General features: G+C 44.7%; 11 protein-coding genes. 5 read left to right on the forward strand and 6 right to left on the reverse strand.

The window, feature by feature from the left end; genetic code table 11:
* Positions 1 to 141: 141 nt before the first annotated feature.
* Complete coding sequence (locus AB6735_RS06330; RefSeq protein WP_370995016.1) at positions 142 to 345, reverse strand: hypothetical protein; 204 nt, start codon at positions 343 to 345, stop codon at positions 142 to 144.
* Positions 346 to 513: 168 nt separating this feature from the next.
* Between AB6735_RS06330 and AB6735_RS06335 the strand changes: the two genes are divergently transcribed.
* Complete coding sequence (locus AB6735_RS06335) at positions 514 to 3,405, forward strand: triple tyrosine motif-containing protein (protein ID WP_370995017.1); 2,892 nt, start codon at positions 514 to 516, stop codon at positions 3,403 to 3,405.
* 61 nt (positions 3,406 to 3,466) lie between these two features.
* Here the strand turns inward: AB6735_RS06335 and AB6735_RS06340 are convergent, their stop codons facing one another.
* On the reverse strand, positions 3,467 to 4,654 hold the full coding sequence (locus AB6735_RS06340; RefSeq protein ID WP_370995018.1) for a M57 family metalloprotease: 1,188 nt from the start codon (positions 4,652 to 4,654) through the stop codon (positions 3,467 to 3,469).
* A 389-nt stretch (positions 4,655 to 5,043) separates the two neighbouring features.
* Between AB6735_RS06340 and AB6735_RS06345 the strand changes: the two genes are divergently transcribed.
* From AB6735_RS06345 to AB6735_RS06360, 4 genes are all read left to right on the forward strand, one after another.
* Positions 5,044 to 8,043, forward strand: coding sequence for a SusC/RagA family TonB-linked outer membrane protein (locus AB6735_RS06345; RefSeq protein ID WP_370995019.1), 3,000 nt, complete (start codon positions 5,044 to 5,046; stop codon positions 8,041 to 8,043).
* Positions 8,044 to 8,054: 11 nt separating this feature from the next.
* Complete coding sequence (locus AB6735_RS06350) at positions 8,055 to 9,590, forward strand: RagB/SusD family nutrient uptake outer membrane protein (RefSeq protein WP_370995020.1); 1,536 nt, start codon at positions 8,055 to 8,057, stop codon at positions 9,588 to 9,590.
* 105 nt (positions 9,591 to 9,695) lie between these two features.
* Positions 9,696 to 11,051 (forward strand): glucoamylase family protein, encoded by a 1,356-nt coding sequence (locus AB6735_RS06355; protein ID WP_370995021.1) that lies wholly within the window; start codon positions 9,696 to 9,698, stop codon positions 11,049 to 11,051.
* A gap of 223 nt (positions 11,052 to 11,274) precedes the next feature.
* Positions 11,275 to 12,072: a prolyl oligopeptidase family serine peptidase gene (locus AB6735_RS06360; protein ID WP_370995022.1), complete on the forward strand. Its 798-nt coding sequence runs from the start codon at positions 11,275 to 11,277 to the stop codon at positions 12,070 to 12,072.
* 134 nt (positions 12,073 to 12,206) lie between these two features.
* On the opposite strand, the gene AB6735_RS06365 is transcribed toward AB6735_RS06360, so the two are convergent.
* The 4 genes from AB6735_RS06365 to AB6735_RS06380 form a co-directional block, all read right to left on the reverse strand.
* Positions 12,207 to 13,157 (reverse strand): hypothetical protein, encoded by a 951-nt coding sequence (locus AB6735_RS06365; protein ID WP_370995023.1) that lies wholly within the window; start codon positions 13,155 to 13,157, stop codon positions 12,207 to 12,209.
* An 87-nt stretch (positions 13,158 to 13,244) separates the two neighbouring features.
* Entirely contained in the window at positions 13,245 to 13,460 is a 216-nt protein-coding gene (locus AB6735_RS06370; RefSeq protein WP_370995024.1) for a DUF2442 domain-containing protein, read from the reverse strand.
* A gap of 148 nt (positions 13,461 to 13,608) precedes the next feature.
* Positions 13,609 to 14,334, reverse strand: a complete 726-nt coding sequence (locus AB6735_RS06375; protein WP_370995025.1) for a YebC/PmpR family DNA-binding transcriptional regulator — start codon at positions 14,332 to 14,334, stop codon at positions 13,609 to 13,611.
* Between the two features lie 144 nt (positions 14,335 to 14,478).
* Positions 14,479 to 15,429 (reverse strand): NAD-dependent epimerase/dehydratase family protein, encoded by a 951-nt coding sequence (locus tag AB6735_RS06380; protein ID WP_370995026.1) that lies wholly within the window; start codon positions 15,427 to 15,429, stop codon positions 14,479 to 14,481.
* Positions 15,430 to 15,698: the final 269 nt, after the last annotated feature.

Raw genomic sequence — 15,698 nt, forward strand, 5'->3', positions numbered from 1 at the left:
TACGAGCGTAGCGTGGCAATCCCCTACTTACAGAGAACTCTGCCTATCGGGGATTGCCACGTCGTTCCTCCTCGCAATGACGGCGCGGAGGGCTCCCACAAAAAAATCCCCGGTGAAAACATCATCGGGGATTTTTTTTGATTAAGCTTTTTTCTTGGCCGGAGCAGCGGCTGGTTTAGCTGCTTTATAACGCTTATCTGGCGTTCCGTCTTTCTTTAGTTTTACTTTATTGGCTTTATATCTTTTATCGGCAGTACCGTCTTTTTTAGTTTGTGGTAAAGCATAAGTGGTAACAGCGCCAAAGCTCATTACAGCGAGCATCAGCATGGTAAATAGTTTCTTCATGTTGTTTATGTTTGTTTGTTTAACTGCAAGCTAAGTAAATAGCATAGTATCTGCAATAGTCATTTTTGCTTATTATACTACAATTATATAGTTGCTATTGTTTTTTATCCGGGAGGCAAACTGTATTTTCGTACAACTGATCACACCCTACATCTGTTTATAAACACTATGCGCAAAGCTATCTGGATTGGTTTATACCTGTTTTTTACTGCTGTTTTTTATTCCGGCGCGGTTGATATCAAAAGCATAGGCGTTCCTTATGTACAAAACTATACCAAAAACATATACCAGTCGGGCAATCAAAACTGGTCGGTTACGCGCGACGAGCAGGGCATTATGTATTTTGGCAATGCCGAAGGACTGTTAAGTTTCGACGGCAAATACTGGCAGCAGCACCACATGCCCAACGGCCTTATTGTACGCTCGGTTTTGGCGGATAGCAAGGGCAAAATATACACCGGCGCCTTTGGCGAGTTTGGCTACTGGCAGGATGATCATAAAGGTTTTTTAAAGTATAACTCCCTGATTAACCTGGTTCCCAAACAATACCGGCCCATTAACGAGGAGATCTGGAAAATATATATCGATGGTGATAGGGTGCTGTTCCAATCATTCGGGGCCATATACATTTATGCAAAGGGCGGTATCAGCGTTATCAAAGCGCCAAAGCCCTACCTGTTTTTATTTCAGGCGGGCAAACGCTTTTTTGTGGAGCAGGTATCGTCAGGATTGTTTGAGTTAAAGGGCAACCGGTTGGAGTATGTACAGCGCAGCAATATATTAGGCACCAGCGGCGTGCTCTCCATACTGCCGTTTCAGGGTAATAAATATATTATTGGCACCGCGCAAAACGGACTGTTTATTTACGATGGCGTCCATATAAGCCCCTGGATTAACCAGGCCAACGATTTTTTAAAAACCTACCAATTGAATAACGGGGCTGTTATCCCGGGTAAATATTTTGCCTACGGTACTATCCTCAACGGTATTGTAATTGTAGACACCGCCGGGCATGTGGTACAGCACATCAACAAAGCAAGCGGGCTGCAAAACAATACCGTTTTAAGTTTATATACCGATAACGAACAAAACCTGTGGGCCGGACTGGATAATGGCATCGACCGCATAGAGGTAAACTCACCGCTGTATTTCTATTTTGACAAAACCGGCAGGTTCGGGACGGTTTATGCCAGCATCATATTTAATAACAAAATATACCTGGGCACCAATCAGGGCCTTTTTTACAGCGACTGGATCGCGGATAATAACCAACTTTTCCAATCTTTTGATTTTAAGTTGATCCCCGGTTCGCAGGGGCAGGTTTGGGATCTTTCGTTACAAGATGGACGCCTGCTTTGCGGCCATAATGATGGTACTTACCAGGTGAATAGTAATATCATTACCAAAATATCAACCGTAACCGGCGGCTGGACCATCAAAAAACTCAGTCCGGACAAGCTGGTACAGGGTACCTATACCGGCCTGGTGATCTATAAAAAAGATGCTGCGGGCAACTGGGTATTCAGCCATAAGGTAGAAGGTTTTGGCGAACCTTCGCGCTTTATAGAGCAGGACAGCAAAGGGCAGATATGGGTGAGCCATGCCTATAAGGGTATTTATAAGCTCACGCTGAGCAGCGATCTTAAAAAAGTAACCTCCAGCGTATATTATGACCGGAAATACGGTCTGCCTGGCAGCTATAACGTGAATGTATTTGACCTGGACAATCGCGTGGTTTTTTCCTCTGACTCCGGCTTCTATATCTATGACGATATCACCGATCGCTTTTTTAAGTATGCCCAGCTCAACAAAAAACTGGGCACGTTTGCCTCGTCGGGTAAAATCATTAAGGCTTTGGGCAAGCGGTATTGGTTCATCAACCATGGGCGTGTTGCTCTGGCTGATTTTTCGATACCCGGTAAAACCAGTATCGATACCAACCGTTTTACGGTACTCAACGGACAAATGGTACAGCATTATGAAACCATCAACCGCATTAACAATTTAACCTACCTCATCAGTATTGATGATGGTTTTGTGATATTGAATGACGGAGACGCTCTTTTGCCCAGCCCGGTAAAAATTCCACAGGTGCTGATACGCCGCATCGAAAACGTGACCGACAAGGTTTACGTGCTCAGCGATATGAATAGCCCGCATAACACTATTGAGATACCCTATTCTCAAAACAATATCCGTATCGCTTATTCGCTGCCTTATTACAAACAAGCCAAGATCAAGTTTCAATATTACCTGGAAGGATACTCGAGGCAATGGTCTGACTGGGCGCCGCAAAGCCAGAAAGAGTTTACCAATCTTAACCAGGGTACTTATCATTTTAAAGTTAGGGCCAAGATCAATGATCAAAACATATCGGCCATTACTACACTAACCTTTACGGTGCTTGCCCCCTGGTATGCCAGCAAATTGGCTATAGCTTTTTATGTGCTGCTGCTCATTTTGGCTTATTACCTGGTAAGATATTATTACCGCTTAAAACTCCGGCGCCACCAACAGCATCTACAGGAGAAACTGCAAAAAGAAAAAGAAGAATTTTTAAAACAGGAAGCCATTGCCAACGAACAGCATATCATCAATATTAAAAATGAACAACTGCAGGCCGACCTGGCCGGTAAAAGCCGCGAGCTGGCCAACTCGGCCATGAACCTGGTTTATAAAAATGAACTGCTGCAAAAGATCAGCGAAGAAATAACACATCTGAAAGACAGCTCTGGCAAAAAATTGGCTGCTGATCAGTTACGTCGCATTCAAAAAGTTATTGATGAGGGTATGAATGATGAACGAGACTGGAATATATTTGAAAAAAGCTTTAACGAGGCGCATGAAAACTTTTTCAAAAAACTTAAATCCGGTCACCCCGACCTGGTGCCGAATGACCTGAAATTATGTGCCTATCTGCGCATGAATATGAGCAGTAAAGAAATGGCCTCATTACTGAATATTTCACTGCGCGGTGTCGAGATCAGGCGGTACCGGCTGCGTAAAAAGCTCAATTTGGAGCATGATAAAAACCTTACGGAGTTTCTGATAGAACTATAATAAAAAGGAGAAGGCCTTGCGGCCTTCTCCTTTTTATTTTTAAATCAATGTGTATGCGTCATTATTGCAGCTGCACTGATATATGACCTGTGCCTGATGAGGTAGATCTATAAAATGTTCCGTTCCAGCTTACCTGGCCGCTGGCCGGCGTTACAAATGTTTGCGTGGTACTGCCAACCTGCACAGTAACGTTATTTCCCATAGGGCCACTTAACTGCGCCCCCGACATGGTAAAGGTGGTACGAGTAATTTGTGGTCCGTAAGCAGAAATGGTTACCGCTACGGTTGAACCAGCCGGGGCCTTGATTGTTCCGCTGCCTGATCCCGAACCATTCACTATAGGGTTTGAACCACCATCCACCCAATCAAAACTACTCTTGTTATTGATAGTTGCCGAAGGGGCTGCCGGCTGACCATACAGATAATTCAGCGCTACAACATCATTGGGATTAAAAGAACGGTCGACACCATTGTTACAGGCCAGCATTAATGAACCCGCGTCAGCAGTTGTCGGCGTTCCTGGGATATTGATAGCGCCGGGATAATTCTGCGGATCTGATGGATTATAGTTTGATGGTTCGGCATTGGTATTTCCGCCACAACTAAAGGCGCGGTTAAAATAATCGGTATGCCGCAAGCCTATACAATGCCCTAATTCATGCTGTATTACCGATGTCATATAGCCAACATCGCTGTTTGCATTGTACACATAAGTGTTGAGTACAACGGTGCCATATGGATTTCCATTTTCGGGAAAGCCACCCCTGCCCAGCAAAATAGATCCATCGGGATAGGGGCCCTGGTAAATGCCGCTGATATCGATATTGCCGCCGCTGCCTACCCGCTGAAATTTAACGGTAAGATTTAAGTTGTTCCATCGTAAAATGGCTGCATCGGTGGCCGTAATAAAATTACCGGTTAGGCCTGTTACCGATATATTGATCATTCTGGGCAAACCCGTTACCAGGTTATTGGTTCGGTACTGCTCGGTTTTGGCAATAACGATGTTGGCGCTGTTCACTGTTTTGCCCAGTGATGTTTTAGCAATAAAAATGTCGCCCTCTACGATGTAACCATCATTAACCGCGTGAACATCGTTAGCGTTGAAGCCCATTTTGGTAATAGCACTCAATACATCGTCGGGGATCTTTCCATTTTGATCAGGAGCATTAGCGCCTTGCTTTTTACAGGAATTGATAAAAAAGATCACAAAGAATCCTAAGAAAATTAAACAGAGGTGTTTTTTCATAATTAGCAGGTTTTAAGTTTATAGGTATTATTGGTTAACTAAAGATATTAATATCCCTGCTGAAAAGTCAAGTGTGCCACAAATCACCTATCCTTTTAAAGGTTTAATTAACCTGCTCAGTACCCCATAATACTACATCATTACCTCTCACAGTCCCAATTCATCTTTACCTGCATAGCTTAGGTCTTGTAGTATATACACATTTTATACTCAACACACAATAAATTGATAATCAAATAATTAAAAAATAAAAACCAAAACATTGAGCAAGTGTTTTTAATATGATGTATTAATGTTGAGTTAATTTTTTTGATAAATGGGTAATATCTGTCCAGTTTTGTCAAATAATAAACCAATTATTTTATAACGCTCACTTACTAATAACCACTATGAAAAGAAACCTTACTATTTCTGTGTTGGTGTTATTCTGCTTCTTTTTTGTTAACACTTCATTTGCTCAAAACGCACCGGTAAAAGGTAAAGTTACCGATGCCAATACCAGCGAGCCCCTAATTGGCGTAAGTGTTGCAATAAAGGGTACCACCACCGGAACTCAAACCGACGTAAATGGCGCTTTCACCTTGCAGGCGCCGCCAGATGCAACACTTGTTTTCACCTACATTGGTTATACAACCCTATCGTTGCCCGTTAATAACCAAAACACGTTAACCGTAAAACTACAGCCCGAAGCTAAAGAACTTCAGCAGGTGGTGGTAATTGGTTACGGCACCCAGAAAAAACGCGATGTAACCGGAGCCGTTGCCAGTGTAAATGGCGATCTGTTGGCCAAGCAACCCGTGCAAACGCCAACCCAGGCTTTGCAGGGGAAAGTATCCGGTGTACAGGTTTTATCATCCGGTCAACCAAACTCGGCACCTATTTTGCGTATCCGTGGTACTGGCTCTGTGCTTGCCGGCGCCAACCCGCTTTATGTAGTTGATGGGGTATTAACAGATGATATCCGAAACATCAACAACAATGATATATTGAGCCTGGATGTGCTAAAAGATGCGTCGGCGGCCATCTATGGTGTACGTGGCGCAAATGGTGTAGTTATTATCACTACCAAAAAGGGTAAAAGCGGTCCGCCTACAGTAAGCTATGACGCTACCATTGGATTCAGGGAAATAGCCAATCCGCTTCAACTGGCTAATCGCGCCCAATACACCGATTATTTGAAAGATGCCAACCCCGGCGCCGATGTAAACGCCCCGGTAACCTCTCCGGGAACTACCGATTGGCTAAAAGCGGTTTCGCGTAATGCGTTTACCACCAATCATAACGTTTCGGTTGCAGGCGGCGGCGAAAACAACACCTATTTTATTAGCGCCAACTATCTTGATGATCAGGGCGTTATTAAAACCAACGGTTTCCAGCGCTTTACTATCCGTGCCAATAATGAAATAAACATATCCAAAAAGCTAAAATTCAGCGAGCAGATCTCTTTGACACGCGGCGCCGAACAAACGGTTAATCTAAACAGCATATATGGAAATATTTATCGGGCAGCCCCCATCATCCCATCAATGATAGATGGCAAGTATGGTAATACTTCGGCATGGGGTAATGTGGGCAACCCATTACTGCAGTTGGATAAGGCTAACAATTTTACACTCAACAACCGTGTACAGGGTAATGTAGCTTTAGATTATAAACCTATCAGCTCGCTTACCTTTCATTCCGCGTTTAATGCCGATATTCGTTTTAACAACCAGAAAAACTATCAATACCAGTTCCATTCTGATAACAGCACCTTTACAGTAGGCGGCGGTAATCAAAGGCAGGATAACAGCGTGTTGTTTGTTCAAAACGACGACTCTTATCAGTATACCTGGGATAACACCGTAACTTTTGATAAAACCTTCGGTAAACACCACTTAACAGTTTTAGGGGGTATAGTTACCGAAAAAAATAAATCAAATTATCTCAACGGTTCGCGCCAGGATGTACCGGCCAACCAGGATCAATGGTACCTGAGCCTGGGCAATCCGGATGTGAATGCTAAAGACGATAACGGCGGCGGCTTGTTTACCAGGCAATCATTTGTAGGTCGGGTAAATTATGGTTTTGAAGGCAAATACCTGCTAAGCGGATCATTCCGTCGTGATGGTAGCTCTAAATTCAACCAGCACTGGGGCAACTTTTACACCTTTGGTGGTGGCTGGGTAATTTCGGAAGAATCGTTCATGAAAGATAACCATCTGTTTGATCAGTTAAAACTACGTGCCAGCTACGGAAAGCTTGGTAACGATAATATTGATCAGGCGTTGTACATTGTTACAGCTACCTCAAACCTGCCTTATTATTTTAATAACACATTAAACCTGGGTAGCGTGATACAGGATATTAAAGATCTGAACCTGAAGTGGGAAACTACAGCTCAGTTTGATATCGGTTTGGATTTTGCTATCCTCAATAACCGCTTAAGTGGTGAGGTTGATTATTACAACAAAAAAGTATCCAATGCGCTAACCAAGATACCGCTCCCCGGTATCCTTGGCGATCCGGACAATACTTATATCACCAACGCCGCATCCTACAGCAACAAAGGTTTTGAGCTGGGTTTAAAGTGGAACGACAAGATCAACAGCAAACTGTCATACAGTGTGGGAGCAAACATCAGCTATAATAAAAACAATGTAATTGGCTTAAATGGCGGCCAGGCATTATTCGGCGGCGGTATCAATTCAAAACAAGTTACCCGTACAGACAATGGCCAGCCTATTGGCAGTTATTATGTATTGCAGGCTACTGGTGTTTTCCAAAACGCGGCTGAGCTTACCGGAGCGCCCACCAATACCTTTGAACCTAATAAAGTTGGCGGACTCAAATATGCCGACATTAACCATGATGGTGTAATTGATGCTAACGATCGTGTTTATGCCGGCTCATATCAGCCCAAATACTATGGTGGCTTTAACTTTGCTATCAATTACACTCATTTTGACCTGAGCGCCGATTTTACAGGCAATTGGGGCAACAAGATCTATAATGGTAAAAAGAATTCCAGGGGCAGCGAAAATGACAACATTGAGGCCAGTTATGCCAACAGCCGTTTTACGACCGCTAAGCCTTCCGGCACCGACCCTAATGTAATTACCTCATCAACGCCGCCATCAACCTATTTTATTGAATCAGGAGCGTACCTGCGCTTAAACAACTTAACATTAGGTTATACGTTGCCATCGGCTATGCTAAAAAGGGCCAATATTTCCAGGTTGAGGATCTTCCTGACCTCACAAAACCTCTTCACCTTAAAACGGTACAGCGGTTCATCGCCGGAGTTATTTAATAATGATGTGAACACTGGTATCACCGAGGCAGGTATAGATAATACCAACTACCCGGTAACCCGCACCTTTGCACTTGGTTTGAACCTTCAATTTTAATATGCAGCATTATGAAAAAGATATATAATAAAAATTTAAACATTATAGCTGTTTGTATGCTGGTTTTAACCGCTACCCTCAGCGCGTGTAAGCATTACCTTGATGTTAACCCGCAAGGTAAAATAACGCAGGATGATATTGCCAATGACCCCAATGCAGCTAAAGCATTGGTAACGGGTATCTACAACGTATTTTATATAGGCGGTTTTGATCCGGATATCGATAGCTTCCAGTTTGTGATCATGACCGACATCGCCTCTGATGATGCCGATAAAGGAAGCTCGCCTGATGATTATGGTGATGCCAAACAAATTGATAACCTGCAAACATCCGCGTCAAATGGGGTGGTTAACAACGTTTGGACAGGCCATTATCAAGGTGTTGCCCGTGCAAACCAGGCTTTGGATAAATTGCAGAATGCCCAGTTTGATGCGGCTACCAAAAACGCATTGATTGGCGAGGCTAAATTTTTAAGGGCCTACTTCTATTTTAACCTGGTGCGTTTATACGGCGGGGTGCCACTGTTAGATAAAGTACCATTGGCCAGCGAAGCCAACCAGGACAAATACCAAACCCGCGCCACAGCCGATGCTATTTACGCGTTTATTGTAAGTGACCTGGATTTTGCCGTTGCCAACCTACCCGATAAGGGCGCTACCGACGTTGGTCGTGCTACTAAAAGCGCAGCACAGGCATTGGAAGCCAAAGTGTACCTGTATATGAAAAACTACCAGAAAGCTTATGACCTGTCAAAAGCTGTGATGGATGGTGGTAAATATTCATTGGTAAAGGATTACTCGTTGATATGGCGACAAAACGCTGTGAACGGCGATGGTGGTAATAACAATTCCGAATCGATATTTGAGATCCAGGCAGGTATCAACAAAGACTGCTCTGCTGGTATTAATCTGTACACCGTATCCCAGGGCCCTCGTGCCGGTGGTAAATTTGGCTGGGCCGATCTGGGCTTTGGTTTTAACAATCCGTCGGATGCTTTATTAAAGGAATATGAACCCAATGATGTACGTAAGGCAGCTACCGTGATCAGCATACTGCCGCATGGCACCGTGTTGTGGGACGGTTTCCGCATACCAAGCCAGGATTCTGTTCAAAACAGCACCTACAGTTATAAAGCTTATCATAGTCGTACAGCAGAAACTAATTGCGGCGGCAATACCGATCGCCTGCCAAAACAGGTGCGCATTTTACGCTATGCCGATGTATTGCTGATCAATGCCGAAGCTGCTTTTCAACTGGGCAGAACAGGAGAGGCTTCAACCGATTTGAACCTGGTACGTACCAGGGCAAAATTACCAGCAGCAGATGCTTCATTGTTAGCTATTTGGCATGAGCGCCGCATGGAGCTGGCCGAAGAGCATGACCGTTTTTTTGACATCGTTCGTCAGGACGCGGTAATGCCTGGCCGTGCTGCTGCAGCATTTGCCGCGCACGGTAAATCATGGAGCGCCAAAAATGCTTTATTTCCCATCCCGCAAACACAAATTGACCTGAGCGGCGGCAGGTTAAAACAAAATACTGGTTATTAATCAGTTAGATTGGTTTATTTATCGGCTGCCTGTTTCATAGGCAGGCAGCCATTTTTAACCGATCCCTCCGGTCTTTGTAAAAAAGAAACCCGCATATATATCTACATGAAAAAACTATTGTTAACCCCCTTTTTATTATGCCTGGCCATATACTGCCTGGCGCAAAAACCTGCAACGGCTAATACCGATACTATTAAACCCGTTGGTATTATCAAAAACCTGAGCGATAACGCCCTGCTCGATGTAGTTCAGCGCCAGACTTTCCGTTATTTTTGGGATTTTGGCCACCCGGTGAGCGGCCTGGCCCGCGAGCGCAGCAATACCTCTTTTGATTATGGCGATGAGGTGGTAACCACCGGCGGATCGGGCTTCGGCATCATGTCTATCATCGTGGCTGATAGCCGTAAATGGATAACGCATAAGCAGGCGGTTGATCGCATGGTTAAAATCGTTAACTTTTTGTATAAAGCCAATTCTTTCCACGGCGCGTTTCCGCACTGGATGAACGGCGAAACCGGTAAGGTGATCCCCTTTGGCCGTAAGGATGATGGCGGTGATATTGTGGAGTCGGCTTATCTTTTTCAGGGCCTGCTTTGTGCCAGGCAATACTTTACAGCCAACACCCCGCAAGAGCAGCGCATACGCGATGTGATCGGCTGGATGTGGGGCGAAATGGAATGGAACTGGTATACCCGCGAGGGTCGCGACGCCCTGTACTGGCACTGGAGCCCTAACAATGGCTGGGCCATGAACTTCCCGATACATGGCTTTAACGAGTGCCTGATCACCTATGTGCTGGCGGCTTCGGCAGAGCGTTACCCCGTAAGCGCCGATATATACCACAGGGGCTGGGCTCAAAGTGACTTTTTTAAGAATGGTAAAACATTTTATGGGTTTAAGCTGCCTCTGGGTTTTGATTACGGCGGACCGCTTTTCTTTTCGCAATACTCCTTTCTGGGTTTAAACCCCAAAGGTTTAAAAGATCAGTATGCCGATTATTGGGAGCAGAATAAAAATCATACTTTGATCAATCACGCCTATTGTGTAGATAACCCTAAAAAATTTAAAGGTTATGGCGAAAACTGCTGGGGACTTACCGCAAGTGATAATTTTGAAGGATACAATGCCCATTCGCCTACCAACGACCTGGGGGTGATCACACCTACCGCAGCCTTGTCGGCATTTCCATATACGCCTGAATACTCTATGAAAGCCCTGCGCCATTTTTATTACGACCTGGGCGATAAGATCTGGGGCGAATATGGTTTTGTTGATGCTTTTAGTGAATCACATAACTGGTACGCCAAATCATACCTGGCTATTGACCAGGGACCGATCATCGTGATGATCGAAAACTACCGCACCGGCTTATTATGGAAACTGTTCATGAGCTGCCCCGAAGTACAGAAAGGGCTTACCAAGCTGGGTTTTGAGAGTCCGGCTATAGCTAAACACCCTTAAAAAACAGGGGCTGCCACCCTGAGTTCCGTCGAAGGGGCGCGCGCAGAGGCCGGCCACCATGCTTCGACGGAGCTCAGCACGACAGCCTTTTTTAGAAATGTCTAAAAGGCAGTGGTTTTTATGTTCATTGTTACCGCTGTAAAAAAATATTAAAAAAATGTAAATCAAAAGGCGTTAAATTTGTTTAGCTAACTATAGCATAAACAGATCTTAAACATAGCCCATGATCCACAAAAAATTTATTATAGGAATGCTAAGTTTACTCTTAGCATTTTCTTTTTCGGCCCGTTCCCAAAATTTATCGTCTTTTGATCGCGGCAGCTTTACTATGAAAGGCGATACCCTCCCTTACCGGTTACTGTTCCCCAAGCATTTTGATCCTAATAAAAAATACCCTCTGCTGTTTGTGCTGCATGGTGCCGGCGAGCGCGGCAATAATAACGAGTCGCAGTTAAAATATGGACCATCACGTTTGTTGCAGGATAGCGTAAGAGAAAAATACGAAGCTATTATAGTTTTCCCGCAATGCCCGGCAAACAGCTACTGGTCAAACGTACAACAGGAAACCGATCCCGCTACGCAAAAGCGCAAATTCGTTTTCCAGGTGAATGAACAACCTACCATAGCTATGCGCATGCTGATAGGTTTGGTCGACCAGTTTTTAGATAAACCTTTTGTTGATAAACACCGGGTTTACGTGGGCGGCCTCAGCATGGGCGGAATGGGTACGTTTGAAATCATTGGCCGCGAACCCAAGATATTTGCCGCGGCTTTTGCTATCTGCGGCGGCGACAATACACTGAACGCTAAAAAATACGCTAAAAAAGTACCGCTATGGATCTTCCACGGCAGCAAAGACAGTGTTGTTCCGTCCGATCATTCCGAAGTAATGGTAGCAGCCATTAAAGAGGCCGGCGGCGAACCTAAATTTACTCTTTACCCCGGCGTTGACCATAACAGCTGGGATAATGCTTTTAAAGAACCTGAGCTATTTAGCTGGCTGTTTTCGCATAGCAAATAGTTTGGAGTGATGGGTTTTCTCTCTCCCGCACGTCATTGCAGGTACGAAGCAATCCCCGATTAGCAGAGCCGCTCTGTATAGCATAAAGATTGCTTCGTACCTCGCAATGACGCGTGGAGAAAACATGTCCTCAGCTACTCTTCAGTTGATTTTGGCGGAGGAGTTTTCATATTAAACCGGGGCTTAAATCCCAATTTAGGGGCAGACTCTCCCGCAGGCGGTGGAGTATCAGCCTTATCTTCTGGCTTTTCTTCCGGTGCAGCTTCGCTTTCCGCAGGTTTTGGTTTTACCATACCGGGGTTAAAACGCGGTTTAAATCCGGGTTTGGGAGCAGGTTCAGCAAATGAAGCAGGCTCTTCTTTTACCTCCGGTTTTTCTTCTGGTGTTGCTTCACCTTCCGCAGGCATAGGCTTCATCATGGCAGCATTAAACCGGGGTTTGAATGCTGATTTTGCCGGCGCTTGATCTGTAGGTGTTGATGTATTTTCTTTTTCTGCTTCAGGCTTATCTTGTGGTTCTGCGGCCTCTTCAGCAGGTTTCGGCTTCATCATCGCGGCATTAAAACGCGGCTTAAATGCGGGCTTTGGAGCGTCATTTGCAGGGATTGTATTTTCTTCTTTTGCTTCAGACTTTTCCTGTGGTTTTGCAGTATCCTCTGCTGGTTTGGGTTTTACCATACCTGGATTAAACCGGGGCTTAAATGCCAGTTTGGCCGAAGCCTCTGCAGCAGGTGTAGTCTCTTCTGGCTTAGTTTCTTGTTTTTCTTCGGCAGATTTGGCAACTCCGCCAGCCCTGAATTTAGGCGCAAAACCCAGTTTGGCTGATGGCGCGGCTGGTTCTGTGAGGCTTTCTGTAATGGTTTGTTCGGCCAGCTTGTTTTCTATCCTTACCTTTTCCGTTTTTATTTCAGGTGCAGCCGGGAACCGTCGCCTAAGTTTATTGAACCAATATTTTTTGGTATGGTCGAAACTTTTTTCGCCCATTTGTTCAAAGTGAGTTTTAAATTCAGAAAATAGTGCCCCTTCCGCCGCTTGCAAAGCAGCCAGGTCGATCTTTTTCTTTTTAAAAAACTCTTCGAAAGTCATATTGTTAGATTTGAGATATGAGATTCGAGATTTGAGACATTTTATATTTCCCCTTCTCAAATCTCATATCTAACATCTCATATCTATTTAAAGATCCACGTCCAAATCCAATTGGTTAAAGTGAATGCCTTTATCGGTTTGTTTCCAGTCTTCCCGTTCCTCATCGCTGGCGTTCATCAATTTCGGGAACCACTCCAGCGGAAAAGCCTGTTGTTTACCATCAGGTTTTTCAACAAAAAGCAAGCCATTGGCAAAAGTTACTTTTACCTTTTTTTCTTCCTTACGTGAACTGAATAGTGGCATGGGGAATTAATTCAAAAGTTAAAATTCAAAAATCAAAACTGTGCCCTGCAAAGTTCGCGATTGCTTCGTCGTCCCTCCTCGCAATGACATGAGTTATATTTCACTTTTTAAAATCCGAAATCGAAAATCCCAATTCCGAAATCAAAAATTACTCAGCCATGTTATGGTAAACCGCCTGCACGTCGTCGTCCTCTTCCAGGCGATCGATCAGTTTCATGATGTCGGCAACCTGTTCTTCGGTAACTTCGTGGAATGATTGCGGCACACGCTCCAGCTTGGCTGATTTTACTTCGACACCCAGTTCTTCCAGGGCTTTCTGCATTTTACCAAAATCTTCAAACGCGGTATGGATCACGCCGATATCGTTTCCTTCTTCGTCGGCCTCCACAAACAGGTCTTCTAAACCAGCGTCAATCAGTTCAAGCTCCAGTTCTTCCAGGTCGCGATCGCCAGGATCAAATGTAAAAACGGATTTGCGGGTGAAAATAAAATCCAATGATCCTGTTTTACCCAACGAACCACCATATTTGGTAAAATAGCTGCGCACATTGGCTACGGTACGGTTGGTATTATCCGTTGCGGTTTCAACCAATACGGCAACACCATAAGGCGCGTATCCTTCGTATACTAATTCTTCATAATCCTTTTCATCGCGACTGGTAGCTCTTTTTATAGCAGCCTCCACACGATCTTTAGGCATATTTACCGCCTTGGCATTTTGTACCGCGGTGCGCAGGCGCGAGTTGGTAGTAACATCACCACCACCTGCTTTTACGGCCATTACAATCTCTTTACCTAAACGTGTAAACTGCACAGCCATTTTGGCCCAGCGTTTAAATTTTCTCTCTTTGCGGAATTCAAATGCTCTTCCCATGTTTTTAGTTCATTGTTCATGGTTGATAGTTCATAATCAACCTAAGTATTTATAACTGCTTACCCAATCGGGGTAAAGTGGTTAAATATAATATTTGTTTTATATAAGTTTCAAACCCTTAGCTTTTTGCTTTACGCCTTCGGCTTATATGGTGTTTTTTAAATTAGTCAGCATATCATTGGTCATGGCGGCCAGGTCATATTCCAGTTTCCATCCCCAGTCTCTTTCGGCATAACTATCGTCTATTGATTTTGGCCAGCTATCGGCAATGGCCTGCCGCGGGTCATTTTCGGCATAGCTTATTTCAAAATCCGGGATCTGTTTTTTGATCTCCCCGGCCAACTGGGTCGGCGTAAAACTGATGCCTGCCAGGTTGTATGACGACCGGATGGTCAGCTGTTCGGCAGGTGCATCCATTAAGGATATAGTAGCCCTGATGGCATCATCCATATACATCATGGGCAAAGCGGTATCCGCTGATAAGAAACTGGTATATTTTCCTTTTTTTAATGCTTCGTGGAATATATGCACGGCATAATCGGTAGTGCCGCCACCCGGATTAGCGCGCCAGCCGATGAGGCCGGGGTAACGGATGCTGCGTACATCCAATCCGTATTTGGTAAAATAATATTCGCACCAGCGTTCGCCGGCCAGTTTGCTGAAGCCATAAACGGTATTGGGGTCCATTACGCAATATTGCGGCGTATGGAATTGCGGCGAGTTTGGTCCGAATACCGCGATGGAGCTTGGCCAAAAAACTTTGGCGGTTTTAAACTCCACGGCAAAATCAAGTATGTGGATGAGGCCGGTCATGTTCAGGTCCCAGGCCAGTTTGGGTTTTTGTTCGCCTACAGCCGAGAGTATGGCTGCCAGCAGGTAAACCTGGGTAGGGCGGTGTTTCTGGAAAATGTGATGCAGATTGTCCTTATCCAGCACGTTCACCAGCTCATAAGGCCCGCTGTGGCGTATGGCATAACCTGGATCATTGATATCGGATGCAATAACGCTTTCGGCGCCATGTATTTTTCGTAAAGCAACAACCAGTTCTGTCCCTATCTGGCCGTTGGCTCCTATCACTAAAATCTTTTCGCTCATGTATAGTTTGAGTTTAGGCAAAGGTAAAAATTTGGGCGAAATGTGTTGAAGGAGTTGGTGAAGTTTATTCGGGTTTGAATTGTGGTTTTGAATGGTTCAAGAGTCAACTTACCGGTCATCGCTGCGCTTGCCATCTCGCTCTTCAGCTTCGCTGGAAAGAGGGAATTTGAAAAATTTGGATATAATGGAAAAAAATCCCAAACCTCTTTCCCCTTGTGGGCAAAAAGAGGGTCGCCCATCCGCCAGCTGGCGGAGATAGGCGGTGAGTC

The organism is Mucilaginibacter sp. RCC_168, assembly GCF_041355315.1.
Classification (GTDB): domain Bacteria; phylum Bacteroidota; class Bacteroidia; order Sphingobacteriales; family Sphingobacteriaceae; genus Mucilaginibacter.

Bases quoted from the DNA above. Each gene is read 5' to 3' on its own strand.
- AB6735_RS06375 (WP_370995025.1), bottom strand. From the start codon at position 14,334: ATGGGAAGAGCATTTGAATTCCGCAAAGAGAGAAAATTTAAACGCTGG.
- AB6735_RS06340 (WP_370995018.1), bottom strand. From the start codon at position 4,654: ATGAAAAAACACCTCTGTTTAATTTTCTTAGGATTCTTTGTGATCTTT.
- AB6735_RS06365 (WP_370995023.1), bottom strand. From the start codon at position 13,157: ATGACTTTCGAAGAGTTTTTTAAAAAGAAAAAGATCGACCTGGCTGCT.
- AB6735_RS06370 (WP_370995024.1), bottom strand. From the start codon at position 13,460: ATGCCACTATTCAGTTCACGTAAGGAAGAAAAAAAGGTAAAAGTAACT.
- AB6735_RS06380 (WP_370995026.1), bottom strand. From the start codon at position 15,429: ATGAGCGAAAAGATTTTAGTGATAGGAGCCAACGGCCAGATAGGGACA.
- AB6735_RS06330 (WP_370995016.1), bottom strand. From the start codon at position 345: ATGAAGAAACTATTTACCATGCTGATGCTCGCTGTAATGAGCTTTGGC.
- AB6735_RS06355 (WP_370995021.1), top strand. From the start codon at position 9,696: ATGAAAAAACTATTGTTAACCCCCTTTTTATTATGCCTGGCCATATAC.
- AB6735_RS06335 (WP_370995017.1), top strand. From the start codon at position 514: ATGCGCAAAGCTATCTGGATTGGTTTATACCTGTTTTTTACTGCTGTT.
- AB6735_RS06350 (WP_370995020.1), top strand. From the start codon at position 8,055: ATGAAAAAGATATATAATAAAAATTTAAACATTATAGCTGTTTGTATG.
- AB6735_RS06360 (WP_370995022.1), top strand. From the start codon at position 11,275: ATGATCCACAAAAAATTTATTATAGGAATGCTAAGTTTACTCTTAGCA.
- AB6735_RS06345 (WP_370995019.1), top strand. From the start codon at position 5,044: ATGAAAAGAAACCTTACTATTTCTGTGTTGGTGTTATTCTGCTTCTTT.